The 20,640-nt window shown below is 64.1% G+C and carries 18 protein-coding genes and 1 pseudogene; 8 read left to right on the top strand and 11 right to left on the bottom strand.

Annotated features, from left to right (window positions below; genetic code table 11):
• Positions 1-99: 99 nt before the first annotated feature.
• From BJ987_RS15480 to BJ987_RS15450, 7 genes are read right to left on the bottom strand one after another with little or no spacing between them, the layout of a single operon-like run.
• Entirely contained in the window at positions 100-1,251 is a 1,152-nt protein-coding gene (locus tag BJ987_RS15480; protein ID WP_209890019.1) for an NAD(P)/FAD-dependent oxidoreductase, read from the bottom strand.
• Positions 1,248-1,445: a ferredoxin gene (locus tag BJ987_RS15475; RefSeq protein ID WP_209890016.1), complete on the bottom strand. Its 198-nt coding sequence runs from the start codon at positions 1,443-1,445 to the stop codon at positions 1,248-1,250. The genes BJ987_RS15480 and BJ987_RS15475 overlap by 4 nt, the downstream gene beginning before the upstream one ends.
• A complete protein-coding gene (locus tag BJ987_RS15470) occupies positions 1,442-2,644 on the bottom strand; it encodes a cytochrome P450 (protein WP_372446939.1) in 1,203 nt (400 codons plus the stop codon). The genes BJ987_RS15475 and BJ987_RS15470 overlap by 4 nt, the downstream gene beginning before the upstream one ends.
• Positions 2,644-4,242, bottom strand: a complete 1,599-nt coding sequence (mhpA, locus tag BJ987_RS15465; protein ID WP_209890013.1) for a bifunctional 3-(3-hydroxy-phenyl)propionate/3-hydroxycinnamic acid hydroxylase MhpA — start codon at positions 4,240-4,242, stop codon at positions 2,644-2,646. The genes BJ987_RS15470 and mhpA overlap by 1 nt, the downstream gene beginning before the upstream one ends.
• Complete coding sequence (locus BJ987_RS15460) at positions 4,239-6,131, bottom strand: acyl-CoA synthetase (RefSeq protein ID WP_209890010.1); 1,893 nt, start codon at positions 6,129-6,131, stop codon at positions 4,239-4,241. The genes mhpA and BJ987_RS15460 overlap by 4 nt, the downstream gene beginning before the upstream one ends.
• A complete protein-coding gene (locus BJ987_RS15455; protein ID WP_209890007.1) occupies positions 6,128-7,066 on the bottom strand; it encodes a fumarylacetoacetate hydrolase family protein in 939 nt (312 codons plus the stop codon). Before BJ987_RS15455 ends, BJ987_RS15460 begins: the two co-directional genes overlap by 4 nt.
• Entirely contained in the window at positions 7,063-8,217 is a 1,155-nt protein-coding gene (locus BJ987_RS15450; RefSeq protein ID WP_209890004.1) for a VOC family protein, read from the bottom strand. Before BJ987_RS15450 ends, BJ987_RS15455 begins: the two co-directional genes overlap by 4 nt.
• Positions 8,218-8,579: 362 nt before the next feature.
• On the opposite strand from BJ987_RS15450, the gene BJ987_RS15445 reads away from it, so the two are divergent.
• From BJ987_RS15445 to BJ987_RS15430, 4 genes are all read left to right on the top strand, one after another.
• On the top strand, positions 8,580-9,242 hold the full coding sequence (locus BJ987_RS15445; protein WP_307869620.1) for a TetR/AcrR family transcriptional regulator: 663 nt from the start codon (positions 8,580-8,582) through the stop codon (positions 9,240-9,242).
• 120 nt (positions 9,243-9,362) lie between these two features.
• Entirely contained in the window at positions 9,363-10,742 is a 1,380-nt protein-coding gene (locus BJ987_RS15440; protein WP_245365977.1) for a carboxylesterase family protein, read from the top strand.
• A 438-nt stretch (positions 10,743-11,180) separates the two neighbouring features.
• Positions 11,181-11,609 carry a hypothetical protein gene (locus BJ987_RS15435; RefSeq protein ID WP_209890002.1) on the top strand — a complete coding sequence of 143 codons (429 nt, stop codon included), beginning with the start codon at positions 11,181-11,183 and terminating at the stop codon, positions 11,607-11,609.
• Positions 11,610-12,803: 1,194 nt separating this feature from the next.
• Positions 12,804-13,157 carry an RICIN domain-containing protein gene (locus BJ987_RS15430; protein ID WP_209889999.1) on the top strand — a complete coding sequence of 118 codons (354 nt, stop codon included), beginning with the start codon at positions 12,804-12,806 and terminating at the stop codon, positions 13,155-13,157.
• A gap of 220 nt (positions 13,158-13,377) precedes the next feature.
• Here BJ987_RS15430 and BJ987_RS15425 read toward each other — a convergent pair whose 3' ends face one another.
• Entirely contained in the window at positions 13,378-14,214 is an 837-nt protein-coding gene (locus BJ987_RS15425; protein ID WP_209889995.1) for a hypothetical protein, read from the bottom strand.
• A 591-nt stretch (positions 14,215-14,805) separates the two neighbouring features.
• Between BJ987_RS15425 and BJ987_RS15420 the strand changes: the two genes are divergently transcribed.
• Complete coding sequence (locus BJ987_RS15420) at positions 14,806-16,449, top strand: PIN domain-containing protein (RefSeq protein ID WP_209889992.1); 1,644 nt, start codon at positions 14,806-14,808, stop codon at positions 16,447-16,449.
• Positions 16,450-16,654: 205 nt separating this feature from the next.
• Here BJ987_RS15420 and BJ987_RS15415 read toward each other — a convergent pair whose 3' ends face one another.
• Positions 16,655-16,978, bottom strand: coding sequence for a hypothetical protein (locus tag BJ987_RS15415; RefSeq protein ID WP_209889990.1), 324 nt, complete (start codon positions 16,976-16,978; stop codon positions 16,655-16,657).
• A 495-nt stretch (positions 16,979-17,473) separates the two neighbouring features.
• On the opposite strand from BJ987_RS15415, the pseudogene BJ987_RS15410 reads away from it, so the two are divergent.
• Positions 17,474-17,896 (top strand): annotated as a pseudogene (locus BJ987_RS15410) (transposase); the annotation flags it as partial.
• A gap of 62 nt (positions 17,897-17,958) precedes the next feature.
• On the opposite strand, the gene BJ987_RS15405 reads toward BJ987_RS15410, so the two are convergent.
• Positions 17,959-18,711 carry a hypothetical protein gene (locus tag BJ987_RS15405; protein ID WP_307869619.1) on the bottom strand — a complete coding sequence of 251 codons (753 nt, stop codon included), beginning with the start codon at positions 18,709-18,711 and terminating at the stop codon, positions 17,959-17,961.
• A 264-nt stretch (positions 18,712-18,975) separates the two neighbouring features.
• On the opposite strand from BJ987_RS15405, the gene BJ987_RS15400 reads away from it, so the two are divergent.
• Entirely contained in the window at positions 18,976-19,464 is a 489-nt protein-coding gene (locus BJ987_RS15400; RefSeq protein WP_209889984.1) for a DUF6973 domain-containing protein, read from the top strand.
• A gap of 27 nt (positions 19,465-19,491) precedes the next feature.
• Positions 19,492-19,653, top strand: coding sequence for a hypothetical protein (locus tag BJ987_RS15395; protein ID WP_209889981.1), 162 nt, complete (start codon positions 19,492-19,494; stop codon positions 19,651-19,653).
• Between the two features lie 565 nt (positions 19,654-20,218).
• On the opposite strand, the gene BJ987_RS15390 is transcribed toward BJ987_RS15395, so the two are convergent.
• Positions 20,219-20,458 (bottom strand): hypothetical protein, encoded by a 240-nt coding sequence (locus BJ987_RS15390; protein ID WP_209889978.1) that lies wholly within the window; start codon positions 20,456-20,458, stop codon positions 20,219-20,221.
• Positions 20,459-20,640 lie beyond the last annotated feature (182 nt).

Genomic DNA, 20,640 nt, shown 5'->3' with positions numbered 1-20,640 from the left:
ACTTTGCGTGGAACCCTTTGTGGGACAGGTGATTCGAGCATCGATGTACCTGTCGGATGTGGCGGCGATAGCAGGAATGCCGAGTTGGGACGGGCCGGTTCAACTCCGGGCGAGCGCCCGGAGTTTGCCGATCGGCAACTTTTTGCCGTACGCGGCGATTGTCTTCCGGCCGTCCTGGTTCACCCACTCCAGTAGCGCGGAGCCGGCTTCGACGGACCCGTCGAGCACTGTCGGTGCGCCGTGCGGCGGCACCGGTCCGACGATCTTTATCGACATCCCCAGCACTTCGGTCCAGAAGTAGTCATCGACCGGAGGACAGGTCGGTGCGATGGCGAGCGCCGATGCGGCGGCGACCTTGCCCTGAGCGATCGCGTTGGACCAGAACGGGGTTCTCACCGCTGGTAGGTGTCTGTCTCGTCGGTAGGTCACGTCACCGGCCGCGAACACGGTGGGTACGGACGTCGCGCAGTCTCCGTCGATACCGACGCCTTGCGAATCGGCGAGGCCGGTGCCTTCCAACCAGTTGATGTTGGGGGTGTCACCTACACAGGTGACCACCAGTTCGGCGCGATGGTCGGTGCCGTCGATGAAAACTCCGTCGACGGTATCGCCGATCAGGGTGACCGGTGCGGCAGCGTGCTGGATGTGGAGTCCCGCGGTGGCGTCGGCGCGTTCGGTGATCACGCGCGAGAGGTAGCCGCCCAGTAGCCGTCGTAGTGGCGGATCGACGTCGACGACGGTGACCTCGACGCCGTGTGCGATGCAAGCGCTGGCCACCTCCATTCCCAGAAAGCCCGCACCGACGACGATCGCGGATGACGCGGTGCGCAGTGCGGTCCCGAGGCGGCGGGCGTCAGCTTGGGTGCGCAGAACCAGTTCACCGCTCTGGCCTGGCGCGGCCAGTCGTCTGGCTTCGGCGCCGGTGGCGAGGATGAGCGCGTCGTATGGGTGTGTATCGCCGGCTCCCGAGATCACCGTTCGATTCACGATGTCGACGCCGACGGCGCCGGAGGTTGTCGTGGTGAGTGCCAGGTCCGTCAGGTCCCAGCAGTCGACACCGCTGTCCGGGGCATCGCCTGCTCGCGGTGACAGCACCTGCTTCGACAGGGGTGGCCGGGCGTAGGACCCGCCGGGATCGGATCCGATCATGGTGATAGGACCGGTGTGCCCGAGTGCCCGTAGTTCTCGCGCGGCGGTACATCCGGCGATGGAGTCACCGGCGATGACGATCCGCGCGTCGGGCCGGGTCATCTTTTTTCTCGCAGGGCCGCCACGGGGCAGGCGCCTATCGCCGACCTGCCCGCGGATATCTCGGTGTCGGGGACGTCGGTGCCGTCGTAGCCGTGAACGAGGTCGCCGTCATCGTCGATGCGGAAAATTTTGGGGGCCTTATCGGCGCAGATGCCGTGGCCCTCGCAGCGTCCCCAGTCCACCTCGATCCTCATCGGGTCGCCTGCGTCGCGGGGACGAGGGTCAGCGGGAGCCGGTCGAGTCGGTGGATGACGTTGTTCACCGACCACTGTGGTGTTTCGCGCAACTCGATGCGGTCGACGCGGCGAGCGAGTGCGCTCAGGATCGACCGTGTCTCGAGGCGGGCGAGGCCCTGGCCGGCGCACCCGTGGACGCCGGAACCGAATCCCAGCTGCCGGGATGCGTCGCGGGTGATGTCGAACGTGTCCGGGTCGGGCCATTCCCGGGGATCCCGGTTGGCGGAGGCGTAGATCACCAACACGCGTGAGCCGCGTGGCAGGGCAGTTCCGCCGACGTGGACGCCGTCGCGAGCGACGCGGCGAGCGAACGCCCGCAGCGGGGATTCGAACCGGACCACTTCGTTGACGGCGTTGGGGATCAGTTCGAGGTTGCGTCGAAGCAATTGCCACTGGTCCGGATGTTGTGCGAACAAGTACAGGGCGCTGGAGATCGCGCCGATCGTCGTATCCAGTGACGGCGCGAGGTAATCGATCATCAGTGCGGGACATTGTTTATGGTCGATTCGACCCTCGTCGGCGGCGATCAGCACCTCTTGGCCCATGCTCGCGTCGAGTACCGATCTGTCTCGCACGACGCGGCGGGCGAAGGCGAGCATTTCAGCGGAGCCCTTGGTGGCGCGGACGGCATGTCTGTTGAGTGGGCCCAGTGAGTTGAAAGTTGCTCCCGCCCATCGCAACAGGTGCTCTCGATCGTCGCGGGGCCAGCCGACCAAGTCCGGAACCACTGACAGGGGAAGGGCAGCGGCCAGGTCCTCGACGCCGTCGAGTGTGGTCTTGGTCAGCGCGTCTTCCACCACCGTCTCCGCAGCTCGTTCGACGGCCTCGGTCATCGACCGCAAGGCTTTCGGCGTCAGTCGGTGGGCGAGGACAGCTCGTTTGCGAGCATGTTCGTCTCCGTCGCTGCTGAGTGTGGTTCCTTTCCCGAGCCGGTTGGCGAGTGGGTTCAGGGCTACCCCATCGCCGGAGATGAACGTCTCGTCGTCGAGCAACACGACCTTGCAGTCGGCGTAGCGGGAGATCGCGTAAGCCCGATGGCGCGGCAGCCACACCGCCGGTCCCAACGCTCGCAGTGATTCGTAGTGCGGATACGGGTCGAGGATGGCGGCGGTCGAGTAGATGTTCTCGCGGTACTGGGGGACGGAACCTCGACGGATCACGGCAAACTCCGATCTGCGAGCTGTCGAGCCGGTTCAGATAGGGAGGCGGTGTCCGGCCCCGCGGTGTCTAAGCTCGGGCGTGGCGCGATGGTGGTGGGGAGCAGGGTGTAGAGCGACGCCAGCGACCCTGCGGTGGCCATGACCGTGCGATCAGGTCGCACGATGGCAGCCGCCGCGCGCCCGCGCCGCAGCCAGCGGCCGAGAGCCGACGTAGGCGCGACCTCGATGATCACACCGCCTCGGCGCGTGATCTCCCGCCGCTGCCCAGGACTGGCCTCGACGGTGCTCACGATCAAGAACGTGTCGGGAGCGACGTCGTCGAGTCGGCCACCGGTATCGAGAACCGCGTTCGGGCACAGTGTTCCGGCGAGACAACGGGTGGCCAGCGCCGGTCGGCGAACGAATGTGGACCGGCACAGGCGCGGTGTGGCGCTGTCGGTCACTGTCGCGCTGAACCCTGGCATCCGAACCAGTACCGGCACGAGATGCCGACGCAGGGTGTCGCTGGCGGGCCCGCCGCCGGTCATGGCGCGTCCGATCGTCACGGCAAGTCCGATCATCGCCCGCACATGCGGTTTGCGTTCGGTTTCGTATGTGTCGAGGGTGTTCACGTCCAGCACACCCTGAAGGACACCGGCGAGTTTCCAGACCAGGTTCTTGGCATCGCGCAGTCCGGCGCCCAGGCCTTGTCCGATAAACGGCGGGGTCAGGTGCGCGGCGTCACCGAGCAGGAAGACGCGTCGTTCACGCCATCGGTCGACGATCTGGGCACGGAAGGTGTACTCCGCTGTGCGGAGCAGCTGCAAGTCAGGTGTGTCGGCGGCGGGGAGCCATGGGCTCAGGAGCGGACTGAGGGCGTCGAGGGTGGCGAAGTCGGCGGCCGTCTCGTCGTCGTGCAACCGGAACTCCCATCGGTACCGGGTATCGCCGATGCGCATGTAGGTCGCGGCCCGGGCGGAATCACACACCTGGTGGGTGCCCTCCCACTGGTGCAGATCGTCAGCAGTTGCGACGTCGACGACGAGCCAGCGCTGCTCGAACCCGAGTTCCTGCATCGTCGATCCGATGGCGGCGCGCACGGCACTGTTGGCGCCGTCGCAGCCCAGGACGTAGTCGGCGGTGACGGCGCGCCTTAAACCGGTGTCTCGATCGAGGTAGTCGACGCGGACGCGGTCTCGGGTATTCGACACGTCGAGGACATCGCATCCGCCGCGGAATTCCACGCTCGCATACCGCAACATGTGTGCGCGCAGGATCGCTTCGAACTGGGGTTGGTCGAACATGTTGGCCGGTGGGAACCCGTGCGGTTTGACGTTGGGGTCCCGTCTGAACTCGGCGATCGTGCGCAAGGTCTTATCGACCAGTCGCAGACCGGCGCCGGGCCGAGAGATCGCGGAGAACTCGTCGGTCAGTCCCAAATCGGCGACGATGCGGTGGACTTCGTCATCGAGGTGGACAGCGCGCGGTTGGGGAAAGATGTCATCCCATCGGTCGAGGACCAGGCAGTCGATGTCGTGCCTGCCGAGCAGCGACGCGGCCGTCATTCCGGTAGGCCCGGTTCCGACGATCACGACCTGGCGGTGCTCGGTCGTCATGATCGAACCTCGATTCGCCACGCGATGGGGTACTGGTCGAGACGGGAAGAGACATCGGCGTGGTGATCGGGGGCCGCCTCGATGACGGCCACGACAGACCCGTCCTCGATCACCGTGCCGATTCGCTCCGCATCGATGACTGTATGGAGGGCCTCGACAGTCGCGCGGTGAGTGGCGTAGGCCCGCAACGCCAATTTGTACGGCTTTCCGATCGCGGTGAGCGGGATTTCGTCGACGATGGCCACCATTTTGGGCGCTGCGGCCGCCTCGGCCACGTTCTCGCGCGCCCACTGCGACAGCGTGTCGGCGGTAACAACGCTGCCGGCGCGGACGGTGACGTATACGACGGGAACCTCGCCGGAGTGGCGGTCGGGCCGGCCCACCGCCGCGGCACCGGTGACGTCTGGATGCGCGAGCAGGGCGTCCTCGATCTGTGCTGGATCGATGTTGTGCCCGCCGCGGATGATGAGGTCCTTCGCGCGGCCGGTCAGGTACAGGAATCCGTCGGCGTCCACTCGTCCCAGATCACCGGTATCGAGCCACCCGTCGACCAGCTTTCCCCGACTGTCGAGGACAGGGCCGTGCTCGTCGCGGCCGACGACGTAACCGGGAAACACTGTCGGGCCACTGATGACGATGGTGCCGACGTCACCGACGGGCACATCGTGCCAGTTACCGTCGGAATCGACGCGGACCGCCCGGATATATTGGTACGGAAGCCGTTGACCGACCGAGCCGGGCCGCGGCGCAGTGGAGAAACTGCGGACGCTGGCACAGGTCGCTTCGGTGAGGCCATAACCCTCGAGCAGCGGCACGCCGGTGTGCGCCTCGAAACCTGTTCGGACCGCCGCAGGCAGCGTGGACGCCCCGACAATGCACACGCGCAGGCTGGAGATGTCGGCGTCGACCGGGCATTGCGCGAGTACGGAATACACCGTCGGCACCGCGCTCATCGCGGCGATCCGGTAGTGCTCGACAATCTTCCAGAACGCCGCGTACAGCGCCGTGTCGCGGTAGCCCGCCGGTCCCGCCCACACCACGCTCTGCCCGCGCAGCATCGGGGCGAGCACTGTCACCACCAGAGCGTTGACATGGAACAGCGGCAATGCCGCGAACAGAGTAGAGGTGTCGTCGAGCATCGAGTTTGCGGCGATCATCCACCCGTTCACCACTTCGTTGGCGTGGGTGTGGGCGGCGAGCTTCGGTGCCCCGGTGGTGCCACCGGTGTGAAAAAGCGAGGCGATATCCGTCTGCGCCGGCACCTCGCCGGTGAACGACCGCCCCTCATCGGTGTCGTCGCTGAGATAGGCGACGTAGACGCCATCCACCGGTGCGAGCGTGGGTGCGAGATCCGACGCCCCCGTCGGTCGGAGCGCGAACAGCGCCCGAATGCCTCCTGCGGCGGCGAGATCGCGGGCCGTGGCCCAGACCTGTGCGTCCAGTTCCGGGCCGGCGGCGATGAGGACCCGGGCCGCCGACAAGTGCAGCAGGTCCCGGATCTGAGCGGACGCGAGCCCGGAATTGATCGGGGCCGCGATACCGGCGGCCTGCGCGGCAAGGGTGGCGGTAATGAGTTCGGCGCAGTTCGGCGACATCAGTGCGACAGCGTCTTTGCGCCGAATGCCGTTGTCGTGCAATAGCTGAGCGGTCGCGTCGACGGCGTCGCGCAGTTGGCTGTACGTATAGCGGACGGGGTTGTGCCATTGCGCGGCTTCGGGGAGCACGGCGAGTGCAACGCGGTCCGGCCACCGTGCGGCGGCGCGGGTGACCATTTGATAGGTGCTGGTGGGGAGGTTGCGGTCGGTCAATGGCACCGCTTCGACCGTCATGAGATCGTCGGGGTGGCTATAGGCGGGCCACAGGATCTCGGCCGTTACGCGGGCGGTCATCGGGTGTACCGGACCTTGGTTCGCTGCACACCGAGGTCGAGCGCCCCGTCGTCGGTTCGAATAGCCAGTTCGACGACGTCTCCGTCCTGGAGGTAGCGGGGATTCGAGGCCTGTCGCTTGAAGAAGGTCTTCCACTTCACAGCGGGCGGCAGCAGGGATCCGATGATTTCGACAACCTTCGGCGGCGCGGTCAGCGCGGTACCCCCTGGGGTTCCGGTGAGAATCAGATCGCCGGGGTCGAGGCGTTGGAAGCCGCTCAATGTCCGCAGCGCGGCGGCGGGACGATAAATCATGTCCGCGACTGTGCTGTTCTGCCGCACCTCGCCGTTGACACGCAGGGTCAGCCGTAGATCGGTGAAACGGGCGAAGTCGCCGTCCTCCAGCAGGAGCAGGACCGGGCCTACCGGAGTGAAGGTGGGGTACGACTTCGCCTCGTAGAACTGCGTTTTGGGAAGCTGCACGTCACGCGCGGAGACATCGTTGGTGATGACCAGAGCTGCGATGTGGGCGGCTGCGGTGTCCTCATCGATCGTCGTGCCCACGGGCACCGGCGCGCCGACGACAAGTCCGATCTCCACCTCGTAGTCGAGCAGTCGCACGTGCTCGGGTTTGACGATGTCGTCGGTCGGACCGCTGATCGATCCCGAAGCTTTCCGGAAGAACGTCAGTGGAACTGTCTCGGGGTTCATACCCGAGTCGCGTACGTGGGAGACGTAGTTCGTCATCTGTGCGACGACGCGGCACGGCGCGGTGACCGGGGAGAGCAGCTGCAAGGATTCGATCGGTACCAGGTCGGTGCCGCGGACGGCGGCGTCGACCGCAGGCCGGTCTGCGAGCAGTTCGGCGGTGGTCGTTGCGGAGGTGTCGATACGCACAGCGCCGCCCGCACGGCTCACCCACCAGGCGTCGGCGGTGCGGAGGACAGGAACACTCACGAGGTCGCTACTTTCATCAGGCCGCGAAGGCGTTCGGTGTCGAATTCGTTGGAGGAGCGCAGGGCTGACACGATGGAGCGCAGCTCCCGCAGAGACTCCCGACCGGGTGCGATGCCGAGGAAGTCCTTCGTGGCGGGTGGTCCCCACTGGGCAAGGCCGGATGCGGTCATCGGTGCCCAGCCGGGTTCGAGGGTGGCGTCGAAGAGGTCGCCGTCGCTGAAGTGTTCGACGAGGAAGCCGTCGGGATCGCGCCAGTAGTCGAAGATCTGGCTTCCCTGGATGTGGCGACCGATCCCCCAGGAATGCTGATAGCCACGGTCGGTGAGGAACGCACTTCCCATCGCGATGGCGTCGATGTCGGCGACCTGATAGGCGGAATGCACGTAGCGGTCCGCCGGGCCGAGTGCCATGGCGAGGGTGTGGTGGTCGGTGGGCGTGGCACCGCGGTCGCAGCGGATGAAGCTCATCACTGGGCCCCGTTGCCGTTGACCGTCGTAGTAGAGAAAATCGCTGACGATCAACCCGAGATGTTCGAGGTACCAGTCCAGATTTTCCAGATAGCTGCTGCGCTGGAGCACCACGTGCCCCAATCGCTGGACGCGCGCCGGCTCCATCGGTGAGCGTTGCGTCGCGTTGGTTCTCGCATCCGGTCGTTCGAAGTTGTATACGTGTGCGGCTTGGCCCGGTAGCGCGGGGAGCTCGTGGAGGTCGGCGACTACGCGTACCGGCTGTCCGGCTGGATCGGACAATGTCACACCGACACCGCCGATGCTCTCGGGCAATCTCTCGGCGCGGCGCCCGATGACGTTGGCCAACTTCAGCACATCAGCACTGTCGGCGGCTCGAAACGCGGCCCCGACGAACTTACTGCGCGCGCCTTTACGGATGACGACACACATTGAGCCGTGCCCTGTTCCCCGCAGATGCAGCTCACCGTCGGTGCGCAGCGAAACGGCGAAGCCGAACGCTTCGGCGAAGGCTCGAGCCTTGTCCAGATTTGGCTTCTCGAACTCCAGCCACGCGAGGTCGTGCACCTTGATGACCGGGTTCGCTGCTCGACCTGGATGTTCACCGGGCAAAGCGCCCTGGTCGACGTGCATGTTCTTGTGGACGTCGACCACTTGTCCACCGCTGGTGGGTGCTCTGAGCATGCTCACTCCTTATTTCTGACGATATCGTCACCTATGACCAAGACATCAGTCAAGAGTTTCTGACTAAATCGTCAACACTTCGGAGTCTCGCGATTGCAGACTGCCGCGGATACGCTTCGCGCCCGAACCGACTCGAGCACGGAGGTTCGTCTGCGCCGCGCAGTGTGAAGGCATCTGTCGAGGCGACACCGGATAGTCGTGTTCACGGCTTGTCGATCTCGCACTGTCGGCAGGGCGTCACCAGATGTCGGCCGACACAGCCGGGTGTATCGCGACCAGCCGCGATACTGACGATATCCTCAGGATTGACAGCGTCGATACGCTCGCGGCGAGGCGGGCATCCCGGAAAGAGGCGTACAAACGTGACCGAAGCTGGCTCCAATCGGCTGGAACGACGGAAGGCCCGGACTCGGGCCGCGCTCGTAGCGGCGGCTCAGTCGTTCCTCTCGGCTGGCAGGTTGAATGCCCCTATTCTGGAGATCACCCAGGCCGCTGACGTGGGGATGGGTTCGTTCTACAACCATTTCGACAGCCGCGAACACCTGTTCGGGGTGGCTGTAGAGGAGGCGCTCGACCGGCACGGCGCAGCACTGGATTTGCTGACGGTCGGCTTGGACGATCCTGCGCGTGTCTTCACGCAAAGTTTTCGACTCACCGGACGCTTCCATCGACTCGATCCGACTCTCAGCAAGGTGCTGCTCAACAATTGGCAAATGCTGACCACTTCCGACAAGGGTTTGGCACCACGCGCAAGGCGCGATATCGCTGCCGCTGCCGCGGCCGGCAGATTCGAGGTTGACGACCTCGACCTCGCGATGACGGTCGTCGCCGGATCTTCTTTGTGCCTAGGTCAGTTGCTGCATGACCATCCCGATCGCGACGCCGGGGCCGCGACCGATCAAGTCGCGGAGCAGTTGCTGCGAATGTTTGGTTTGCCGACCGTTGAGGCACACGAAGTGGCCCATTGCCCCCTTCCTTCAATGGAACCACTCATACTCGGCGCCACGGCTGCACCACGTACGTGACGTCCGGCGACTTCGAGATAGCACCGCCACTTCGTTCGGCGGTGTCGAAACGGCGGTAGTTCGCTTTTGGCGTTCTCGGCTTTGCTATTCATCAGCGCAAGAGTGCGGCGGTGAGCGCCGTTGGCGGACCATCTTCTGTGTCCCAAAGTTGACAAAGTTCTCTGGATTTATGGTGATTTCGAGGTACAAGTGACAGAAGTGGCAACGATCGAGACCCCAGCGGGTCCGCTACGGATCGAGCGCAACGAGGACTTGATCCACGCACGCGGGGTGCCCTACGCGAGCGCGGAGCGCCTACAGGCCCCGCAACCGCTTGCCCGCCGGCAGGCCGTTCGCGATGCGACTTCGCGCGGTCCGGCGTGTCCGCAGTCGCCCTCGCGACTCGACAACGTCACCGGGCCTATCGTCTACGAGCTCGAACAGAGTGAGGATTGCCTGGTGCTGTCGGTGACCGCGCCCGCCGAGGCCACCGAGCTGCCGGTGATGGTGTGGTTCCACGGTGGCGCCTACGTCTCCGGCGGCGGGGAAGCACCCAAATACGACCCCGACGACCTCGCCCGCGAAGGTGTCGTCGTGGTCAACATCACCTACCGCCTCGGGGCGTTCGGCTACCTCAACCCACCAGGCAGCGGAGCCGACAACCGGGGGCTCTTAGACCAGCTCACCGCTCTGGTCTGGGTGCGCGACAACATCACCGCCTTCGGCGGCAACCCCGCGTCTATCACCATTTTCGGCCAGTCCGCAGGCGGGGACTCGGTGCTGTCGCTGGCGGCTTCACCGGCCGCGCGAGGCCTGTTCCATCGTGTCATCGCGCAAAGCGCACCACTGGGCTTCCGCCTCGACAAAGACATGAAAACCGCTCGCAACCGCATGGTGGCGGCGATGCTCGCAGCGTTCACCGAGCGTACGGGCGGGGACCACGCGACCATCCCCACCGCTGAGGTCTTGGCGGGTCAGCGTGCCGCGCTGGCCAGGGCCGAGGACTTCGGTCACGTTGCCGGGCTCGCGTTCGCGCCGTCGATCGGTCGGGCTCCGATGGTTTGCTCGATCGAGCAAGCATGGCGCGAAGTCGCCCCCGACGTCGAACTGCTGATCGGCTTCACCAAGGACGATGCCGCACCGTTTGTGGCCATGAATCCGCGAGCAGCTCGCCTCGGCAAGCTCGGCGCGCTGGGCCGGGTCATCACACGCGCTATCTCCCGACGTGTCACCGCGAAAATCTTCGGTGATCCAGCCGAGGCCGTAGCTCGACTCTGGCGCGAGGCCGGAGGAAAGGCTGCGACCTACCGCTTCAACTGGGAGCCCGCGGGCGGTGAACCCTTTGGGGCAACGCACTGCATCGATTTGCCGTTCTTGTTCAGCGGAGATTGGAGCGATGCACCGATGCTCGCCGGTCAGATCATCCCGGCTGAGCTCTCAGCACGGATGCGGGCAACCTGGGCAGGTTTCGCCCGTTCTGGCACCGCTTCCCTGCCTACCTCTGTCCTGCGGTTCGATTGAGGCGGTCTTGCCCGATATCCAGACCGCAGCGAGGGGTCGGTCTTCGCCGCCGACCGATTGATACAAGCACCGCATGGCCACGATGCCTTCCATGCCGCCACACCAGACGCACGAGCCAGCGGTTGACCGATCTGTGCGCCGCCATCATCGGCGGCACCGCCGATCTGGATGCGATAGTTCGCAACTGAACGACCAACCTCTGCGCCGGCCCCGGAATCTCGAGAAGCCACGCTTGTCGACGCACACAGTTCGGCAGTTGAGCGCGTTCGCGAACGCACGATCAGCGGTGCGGGCGCCGGACAGACCGCCACAGTGGATGCGATCAGCGGCCCCCGATCGTGTCAAGCACCCGAATTCATGGGCTCGGGCCGCCGTTACCGTGTGGCATGCTTGCACGGTCAATTGTCGCGAAAAGCATTGCGGAAGAAGGTTTTTACTGTGACTGTCACCAACCGGCCAGGTTTCGTGCTCACGGCGCTCGGCGCCGTGTCGTGCGCGGTGGTGCTCTGCGCGCCACAGGCCAGTGCCGCGGTAACCAACCTCGAGATCGTGCCGAACGCCGCGGACTGCTCCTACACCATCACCGCGACCGCGCAGCCGGGTACCGCGGTGTCGTTCTTCGACACCGATGACAAGGGTCTCGGCACCCGGGACACCTTCCAGCCGGATACCCCGGCGGTCGACGCCTCCGGGAAGGCGACCACAACATGGAAGCCGAGCACGAAGGGCCAGCACAAGATCTACGCGCAGGAGTCACCGACTGCCGATGCCACCTTCACCCAGATAGTCAACGTCGATCAGAACCCCACCTGCGGCAAGCCGTCGACCGGTAGCGCGGGTCTCCCGAGCATCCCGGGTATCGGCTGATCCGAAAGGCGCGCACCCGGCAGTGCATACCGCCGGGTGTTCGCCGGCCGGGAAAGTGGCGTGGTTTCGGGGCGGGTCGTCACCACGGCCAAAACGTACGAACCCCACCGAATTGGGACCGGCAACGTCCGCCACACCGCAGATCTGCTGTGCGGGTGGGCTTTTCGGATTTGGCGGCGGCGACCATCTGATTGCCAAATCGAAGCGGTTGAGGATTGGCTCGTGGGAAGTCTCTGTGTTCGGAACTTGTGATCGTGCGTTGTGGATGATCGAGATCGTCTGTGTCGGTTGATCTCCAGGCGCCGCCGTATGGCCAGTAAGACCGCGCGCCACGCGGCAATACAGGATGTTCGCCCTGCGGCACGCCCGTCGACACCACGGGCTGCCAACAATGTCGCCCAAGGTCGATATCGACAAGGATCGGGTTGTTGCTGCTCTGGTTGGCGGGCTGTGCGGTTCAGCTCGGCGTCGCGCCGCCGCATCAGATGCGCATTCCTCGATATCTCACGGCAATCCGATGCGATGATCGAACGTCGTAGCTGTTCATCACCGCCAAGAGAGGGTCAGACAATGAAAAACGTTGCCGAACTGCCCGATTGCACGTGCGGACCAGGCTGCCAGTGTGGCTGCCAGAACGGCGGCCCCTGCCAGTGTGGCGGCTGAGACCTTGAACTAAGTTCCTGGACACGGCCCGGTATAGCTCCGGGCCGTGCAGGACGTTCCGCCTTCGGAACTGCGGACGCCGAATCGTCAGCGTGGACCTAATTTCGCCCAAGCACAGCGGATCTGGCACATGGTCTTTCAGCGGATTCCTGCTGTCGGCGGCCCCACGACCGGCAACGGGTCCACGCCGGCGGCAGACGACATCGGCGGTGCTCGATCATCGAGGAGCCACGCCTTCCGCAACCGAACTACGGACTCACTGGTCAGCCGAACCGAACGTCATCGTAGTCAGGGACAGCGATGGTCTTGGTCGAGCACCGTTGTAGCGCAGAGAGTTCGGACGGTCGGCACAATATCTCGGAACCAAGTGACGGCAACGCTGCGGGCGCACTTGAATGCGATCGAGCAGGGGCCGGCCACCGAGACAGTGCGCTCACCAAACATCCTCAATGGAAGCACCTGAGCAAAGAACTTCCACTCACGCGGGGGCTTTCCCCGTTTCAGGGGCCAATCACCTTCGAAGACCAATTGATGGGCAATGTCTTCGAGCGGTGGGAGATCTTTCCGTTCGAGGAAGGTGTCACCATCCAGAACAAGGGTACGAAGTTCTGGGCTATGCACCCCAAGGACGATGACGATGTCCGGTGCTGCTACGAGTTCGATTCGAGGTTGTCCAAGTGGTGTATCGAGGAGGCCGGCGACGGGCGGTACATCATCCAACTGGCCGATCGAGACCTGGTCTGGACCGCTTTTCGCCAGGAGCCCGACGGCCCGCTGTCGGTGGGTGTGCGACCCGATTCCGCCGAGGGACACCCAACGGTGGACATTCGAGCCTGTCACCGACGGCTGAACCTGGTCCGGCGGCCTAAGCGAGTGCGTAGGTAGGCGAGCTACCTACGCACTCGCTCTGAGCGCTGTTGCACCATTGGTCAACATCCCATGGCTCGACCTCGAATTCGGATGTGTCCATGCAGCAGAAGTGAAACGAGATCGCGCTGCTGATTGGCGAATGCCGTTACCGAACGACCGATAGTCGGCGCTACAGGATGTTTTCAATCGCAGAGAATTTGGACCGCCGGCGAGACCGGCGACACTTCGTTCCCATCTACAACAGGTCGATATCGAGGTCGAGAACTGCTCCTTGCAGCCCCTCAACGCCACCGTCGAGGTCGATGTCTGAGTCCAAGCCGAGCGCGACGATCAGGTCGGCGTTGAGTTCGTTGCCTTTCGCCAGATCGACGTCCGCCTCCAGGTTTGCGTCGATCCCGGCGTCGGTGTCGATGTCGGTGGACAGGTTGGTTCCGAAAGCCTTGTCCACAGCGGCGATGAAACCGGCATCCAGCTTGATGCCCTGGTTGGCGAGTTTCAATGTTGCCTTCGTTGTCTCTCCCGGCAGAACAACCTCGACATTGTCATGAGCTATCACCGCGCCGAAGGCCATCCCGGGTTCGTCGCCGACAGTAGCGGTCAGTGCACCGGACTCGAAGTCGTACTTCATGCTCGAAATCGTCAGCTTCTCTTCACCTTTGGCCAGTTCGATAGCGCCGTCGAGCACGATCGTGCCACCGACGATCCGCTTGTTTTCGTACTGGAGTTTGCTGCCGCCCTCATCAACTGGAAGTTGGATACCGCCGTCCACCTCCTGCGCAGGCTTGCCGGCGTTGGCTGTGATGCCTTGGCTTTCCAAGTCCAGCGCTGCGGCGAGGTCGACGGTGAGCCCCGCACCCGTGAGCGGAGCCGCACTCGCGGATGATTTCTGCGTGTGAGCCAACACCGAGACGGGGATGGCATCGGCCGCGGGCGCAACGCTGGTAAATAGCGCAGTCATGGCACCGGCCATAGCCAGTACGAGGCCACCACCTCGGAACCGGTGACACCGGTCGTGTCGGCCCGCACCGGCGGCAGGCTTGCGGTTAGCGCGTCCCTCCAGCATCAGTGTCATCGTCGCACTCCAGCCGTCGAGACCCGCAGCCCTGCGTCGGTAGCTGCCCCCATAAAGGCGAAGGCGGCAAGCGTGGCTATCGTCCGCATAATCAGTCGTCCCTCCTATCTGAACCAGCAAACCAACGGCTCGTAATTTGTCACAAGATCACCGCCATAGGAGTCCAAACGGTGTCACGACCCGGCAACAGCCGGTACCGGGTCAGTGCCCGGCGAACTCGAATCCCGGAAGCACGCTCGTCGGCAGAAGAGGATGTCCGAGCCGCAGCGGATCTCCTCCGCCGGCCGAGCGCTCAGCGGCAATCCAGTGTGTTGTTCTCCAGTAGACAGGGTCTGTCCGCCGCGCGCCTCGCTCAGGTGTTTTGGACCATAGTGTTGAGCATCGCTCCCGGTATCGACACAGCGTGGATGATCTTGACGGTTATTGGGTGGGCGCGACCCGGATCAGGCGCTGAACATGGAGCTGGGACAAGGTGTGAGTATCGAGCTAGATCTGAGACAGCGTGAGCGCGACCAGTCCAGCAGCGGTGCGAGGCGATCGAGAACGCACCCCGTGTGAGACAGGGCGGCGCTGTAGGTAACAATTGCCGCCGTGCCCGTCATTGTGGTTGACACCAACATCTTTCGTGGCTCCCCGATGCTTCGTGCGCCGGCCTGGCGGTCGCTTGCCGACCACCGCGTTGAGTGGGGAATTAAGCTCATCGTGCCCGAGGTCGTCATCGTCGAGACCGTGCATATGATGCGCAAGCACTGGGAGAACACGCAGACGGCGGTCGATGAGCTGCAGGTCGGACAGTTCGCTGTCGGTCACCTCCAAAAGGAGATGGCCGATACCATCGCGGCTTACTGCGAGAACTACGAGCAGTCGCTACGTGGCCGGCTCGCCGAGCTTGGCGCTGAAATCGTCGCACCGCCACCGATCGATTACATGGACATCGTGCGCCGCGCGGTGTTCGTTGATCCGCCCTACGGCGGCAAGGAAGCAGTCGATGGCTTCCGCGATGCTGTCATCTGGCACACCTTGCTTGCTGTCGCGGCTGAACGCTCAGACCAGCAGGTGTGGTTCGTCTCCAACAACACCGGCGATTTCGGGCCCAGCGATGAGAAGTGGACCAAAGAAACCCGCAACAAGTGTCCGATCCCGTTCCACGAGAAGCTCGCCGCTGAACTGGACGCGCTCGGACTGACCGACCGTGTGCAGTACGTGACGAGCCTGGAGCGCCTCGAACAGAACATCGCTGCCCACTTCGCCCCGATCGAAGGCGAGGCACTGGAAAAGCTCGTGTCCCGCATTGATCAGCGGGCGCTGGATGATCGGCTGAACCAGGCCATTGCTGGCGTGCGGACAAGTGCACGCGACGCCGCTCTGGACCTCAATGCGGTGGGCGCGGTCGCGCACGCGGCCACTGCGTGCGAGGGCGCCGGGAGTTGGGTATTCGAAGAGGCAGCGCGTCGGGGCGCGGACGTCTGGACCGCACAGTTCACCGTGGACGCCGACGTCGACTTGAACGTCTACCGCACCGATGCGTCGACCACCGCGCTCACCAAGACCCTCCAAGTGAGCGGAGATATTACGATCGGATCCGATGATGTCGCAACTCATTTCACGATCACCCGCATCGCGGCGCTGCCGGATGATCCGATGCTGGCGGCGTGGGAGCGTCGCGCGAAGGCGTTGAGGCGAAGTAGGTTCTCGGGATTCCTGACACCAGAGGCCAGTGTGGCGATCCTAAAGTCGATCACGCCGCAGCTTCCAAAATTCGAGATTCCGGGGATCGCAGCAAACTTGGCGGGCGTCGTGCCTCCCAGCATGGCGATGGACTTTATCAGTCCGGAGTTGAGGGCCGGAATTCTGCGCGCGGCGTGGGGTACTCAGGGCAACTTCCATACGCCGTCGCTGATCCAGGCCATTGAGAATGCTCGGCTGGACAGCCTGGAGTCCATCGACGAGGTGGCTCCTTCGTCGTCTGGCCCCGATCAGACATCCTCCGGGGAGGAAACACGCTCCGAGGCGGCGCCGAAGGAAGACACGGCCACGCCGGGCAAACCAGGCGAAAAGGATCGTCGCCCGCACCCTAGCCGACCTGAGCCCGGCGAGGCCTCACTCCCGGCGCAGGATCCGAGCCATAATGATGCGCCCGATCCGCCCGCCGGACTCTCCGGGAAACCCGCGAAGCGCGGGAAGAAGAAGCGCCCCAACGGCAAGGGGCCCCGCGGCGAGAAGTCCGACAGCTGAAAAGCCAATGACACCTTCGAGGGTTCCGTGCCAGGCCCCGGCTCGAAGTACTGCACCATTCTCGGTGCGGCTGCCGGCATTCCCTACGCAGTAGGAAGACCCGGACGACAACCTTTCCGACTGCTGAGATTTCGCGCCACCGAGCATGTGGGCCGGCATCAGCCTGACCACTGAGCCTCAACCAGGCTTCCCTGCCTGTCGCCAGTCATACGAAACATCGTGTAATCGGCAGATGCGGACGTTGTGCAAACCACGCAAGTACCAAGTGCACGAACTCCGCCAGTTGAGCACCGTGAATAAACTCACCGGCGTGCCCGAACAGAACAACGAGAATCTCCTGTCCTCTCCCTACAGCTGGGATCACCTCCGAAATCACCCGGAAGTCTGGGATCGAGTGCGCGCCGACCTTGTTCTCGGGCAACGATTGACCGGAACTGTCGTTCGGGTCCCACGGCCGGGCGCTATCGGCATCTTCATCGATCTGGGCCTGCCCGTTGCCGGGTTCGTCGATGTTTTGCTGCTTCCCCACGACGCAAGCAGATGGCCCATCGAGGGGACCGTCACAGACTTCCTCGTCTGGTGGATGGACCCGGAGAGACCACAAATACGTCTCGTCCCCGCCGTATCCCGCTACCGCCGAAGCGACTTCGACACCTGGCGCCTCACCAACGCCCCTACCGGCGACCCACGAGTCCTCGATCAGTTTCGGTTCGACCCCTGAGGACGAAATCCCATCGCCAGACGGACGGCAAGGGTGGCAGTAGGGCGCTTGCCACCCATCCAGCCTCCGCCGCTGTGCACCCAACTTGCGCGCTCTGCGGCAGAAGCGGACGTTCCAGTCCGAAAGACTGGCTAATCCGAAGGGCGGTTGTTGATGCCCGCATTCGAGCTCGATACCCGTCTGATCGCGCACACTGGCGATGGCGCCAGCCCTCACGATCAGATCGCCTTCGGCCCACGAAACGTCGAAGTGCGCCCCCCACATGGACTCAGAGAACTCGTTCTCGTCGAACTCGATTATGCCCCGGACGCTGAGATCATCAAGTCCCAGCCAGGACTGGGACAGATCCTCGGGGCCCGGGTGCTCGCCGAATTCGGAGACGACCACATCCGCTACGCGAGCGCGAAAGCCCGCAAGAACTACACCGCGAACAGCCCGATCACCCGCGCATCGGGCAAATCGAAGGTCGTGGTGGCCCGGTTCGTGCACCAGGACCGCCTCTTCGACGCATTGCTGACCCAGGCGTTCTGCGCACTGAAAGCCTCTCCTGGCGCCCGCGCCTACTACGACAAGCAACGCGCCCGAGGCCTCAACCACAGTGCCGCGCTACGCCATGTCGCCAACCGTCTCGTCGGCATCCTGCGCGGCTGCCTCAAAACAAGATCGCTCTACGACGAGGACACTGCCTGGGCGGCGCACCAGCAACACACACCGGCCGCAGCTTGACATTCTAAAGCTGGGATGTCTCAGATCCGACCGAAATTCGCCAGTTCTACGGGAACCTCTACTCAGGGAGTCGCACTCTCGGCCTTTGCATATTCAATGTGTGCAGCGATCATCTCACCTGGGTCGGGAGGGAGTTTCTCGTTCGGCTTCGCGCCGAGGATGACCGTACTGGCCGACTCGCTGGCATAGGTTCGCAATGGCGCGATTGCGATTCGAGTCGCTGCGAACCACTGCGAGTCCCCTACTTCGTCTGCGGGCTTGACGATCGCGAAGCCTAGGGTGGCGTCGGGAGCACTCGATCGCTTGCGCAATCGACTACCACGGGCATCCGCCTTATAGAGGATCTCTATCTCGCGATCCATGCTCTGCCCGAGCGTATCGATGACCAACCTCGGTACGTTGATCGAGCCCTCCACAGAGGCAACGTTTTGGCGGGCAACGAGTTCCAGCTCGGCAATGTCGAGCACCCCCGCCGCGCGAACACGTATCAAGAAGCGCCACACCGGCATCAGCTCTCGCAATGCAGACGTACTCACGTGCGCGTCCCGGGCCCGAAGGATCCACTTCATCAGATCGACGACCACTCTCGGGTAGACCCCCGAGTGCGATCCGACGCGAACGCTGTGAGGAACCAATCCCTCGGCTGTATAGAAGGCCAGTTTGCGGGTCGTGAGCCGGTAGCCGGCTTGCCGAACTGCGGCGATCAGCTCGGACTTGGTCACCAGCGACGGATCACCCTCCTGAAGCTGTAGATACTCCATGAAGCCGTTCTCGGTGCCGACCATCTGCACACCACCTTTGCTATCGTCACGCACACTACTACTGTCCGTATGGACACTAATACGCTCCAACCTCCAGGTTAGATGACCACAGGGGCACGAGCGCTGCGATCAGCTCCACCATGGGTGCGACTACTTGTACACTGACTACGCGGCAACCTCGGGGGGTTCTCGCGACGGGCAGTCAGCAGCAACCGGCTCCTGACCCGCATGACGCCGAGGCGAACGGTTTGAGTCAGCTGAGGGCGTCACACTCCTGAGAAGGGCGACATCGTGGTTACATTGCATCGGCTTCGGGTTATGGGCGCTGGAGTGCTCGTGGCGCTAGCTGCCTCGATCGGCGGGGTTCAAGGTACCGGCGAGGCCAAAGCAGACCTAGGAAGCGATCTTGCCGACGCCTCACAATGCTCGGTTCTTTACGGGGCGAACTGCGTGCACGTTCTCGACGCGAAAACCTGGGCCGAGAACGTAACGAAATGGAAGTTCGGACGCAACGGCCGCAATGACATGAGTGATGCCTTCCGGCACTGCGCGTGGATCGGGGCCGTCGCGACAAGGCTCGGTCAGTCCGAGGCTTATACAGTCGGAATGATCCACGAGGAGAACGCGAATGGCCCCGAATCCGAGTACAAGATGGATGATTGGAATAATTTCATCGGCTCCGGGATAGGTGCTGCAGCCGTCAGTTCCGGAACAAGCGATCAGTGGGGATACGTACTAAGCGAGTGCGAAAGTAAGGCTAGGGCTCACGCGCTATACGGTCTCGACGGAATCAAGGGCAACTACTAAACGGGCCCAGAGTGGTCAAGGTCCGCCATGGGTTCGCCCTGCACGGAGGACGGGCAAGCGCACGATCGGCGGGGCGCCCACGTCACCGCGGAGCACCGCGGAAAGCTGCTGGAGCTGGCCGACTGTGCCGCGCTGGCGCGCTGGGCTGGGCAGATTCCGATGCTCGAACTCGATGACGCCAGCTGGTGAGGATCAGCCGCGCTGCGGTGGGGCCGTGAGCACGGTGCGTACCCGCCTCCCCTGTTCGCGATTGCGAGAGCGCCGCCGGATTCGGCACGAGCGAGGTCAGGGCGTGTTTTGAAACGCCGGGGCCGCCAACGGCGAGGGCGGTAGCATCGGCGGGTCCGGGCAGGCGAGTGGAAGGGGCGAGGCCGGCACAAGATCAGCCGGGCGTGCTGGCACGGCCCGCGGTCGAGCGCCGCACCGACCGCTACGGCGAGGTACTGCTGTCCACCGGCCACGACCACGCCGAGCCCGCGGCGCTGGACGTCCTCGCGGTGGCTGGGGAGAGCGGGGCGCCTGGTCGCGGTCGTGGTCGACACTCGCCGCTGGTGCGCCTGGAGTCCGAGGACGGGCGCGAGCGCAACTGGATGGACTCGGTCCCGCTGTACCGCTGCCGCCCACCAGGCCGTGTGCCTGGAACTGCGCACCGACTGACGCATCTGTCGAGGTGTCGAAAACCGAGCAGGGGCCTCCGTCATGGAGGAACCCCTGCTCGGACTCTGCGCTTCGCCAATCCCGGCTTGACTGGATTTCAGCAGGCGCTGGGCAGCGCGGCCGTGAACGTGGCGCTGTACACGGTCGTGACGATGGCGCAGTCGCCGACGTCGATGTCGATGTTCTTGACCACGTTGCCGCCGGCCAGCAGGATCAGACCGGCGGTTACACCGGCGAGGACCGCCTCACCGAAACCGCTGGGGGCTCGCCACGGCCAGCGCGAAGTGCTGCTGGGCCGGTTGTCGTTACGGTCGGTATCGCGAGATTCCTGAGTCATTCCCGTGTCTCCGCGAGATCTGCTGTCTCCCCTTTGGATTCAGCTCCTGATCTCAACAGAACAGCAGCCGGCGGAGAGCGCTCCAGCTTCCCAATCAGATCCAACCAGAGCTGCCTGCAGCGGCCGTCACCCAATCAGAACCAATCAGCGTTTCCGCTGGCACGGCGTTCTCGATGGCTTCC

Origin of the sequence: Nocardia goodfellowii, from assembly GCF_017875645.1 — a bacterium.
Taxonomy (GTDB): Bacteria; Actinomycetota; Actinomycetes; order Mycobacteriales; family Mycobacteriaceae; genus Nocardia; species Nocardia goodfellowii.
The sequence above is the reverse complement of the archived record's forward strand: the minus strand, read 5'-3'. Positions and strand labels throughout refer to the sequence as shown.

What these genes read in the sequence shown, in the direction of transcription:
- BJ987_RS15460 (WP_209890010.1), bottom strand. Translation starts at nt 6,131, where the DNA reads ATGACCGCCCGCGTAACGGCCGAGATCCTGTGGCCCGCCTATAGCCAC.
- BJ987_RS15430 (WP_209889999.1), top strand. Translation starts at nt 12,804, where the DNA reads ATGGGCAATGTCTTCGAGCGGTGGGAGATCTTTCCGTTCGAGGAAGGT.
- BJ987_RS15450 (WP_209890004.1), bottom strand. Translation starts at nt 8,217, where the DNA reads ATGCTCAGAGCACCCACCAGCGGTGGACAAGTGGTCGACGTCCACAAG.
- BJ987_RS15475 (WP_209890016.1), bottom strand. Translation starts at nt 1,445, where the DNA reads ATGAGGATCGAGGTGGACTGGGGACGCTGCGAGGGCCACGGCATCTGC.
- mhpA (WP_209890013.1), bottom strand. Translation starts at nt 4,242, where the DNA reads ATGACGACCGAGCACCGCCAGGTCGTGATCGTCGGAACCGGGCCTACC.
- BJ987_RS15425 (WP_209889995.1), bottom strand. Translation starts at nt 14,214, where the DNA reads ATGACACTGATGCTGGAGGGACGCGCTAACCGCAAGCCTGCCGCCGGT.
- BJ987_RS15395 (WP_209889981.1), top strand. Translation starts at nt 19,492, where the DNA reads ATGGGTTCGCCCTGCACGGAGGACGGGCAAGCGCACGATCGGCGGGGC.
- BJ987_RS15390 (WP_209889978.1), bottom strand. Translation starts at nt 20,458, where the DNA reads ATGACTCAGGAATCTCGCGATACCGACCGTAACGACAACCGGCCCAGC.
- BJ987_RS15400 (WP_209889984.1), top strand. Translation starts at nt 18,976, where the DNA reads ATGGGCGCTGGAGTGCTCGTGGCGCTAGCTGCCTCGATCGGCGGGGTT.
- BJ987_RS15480 (WP_209890019.1), bottom strand. Translation starts at nt 1,251, where the DNA reads ATGACCCGGCCCGACGCGCGGATCGTCATCGCCGGTGACTCCATCGCC.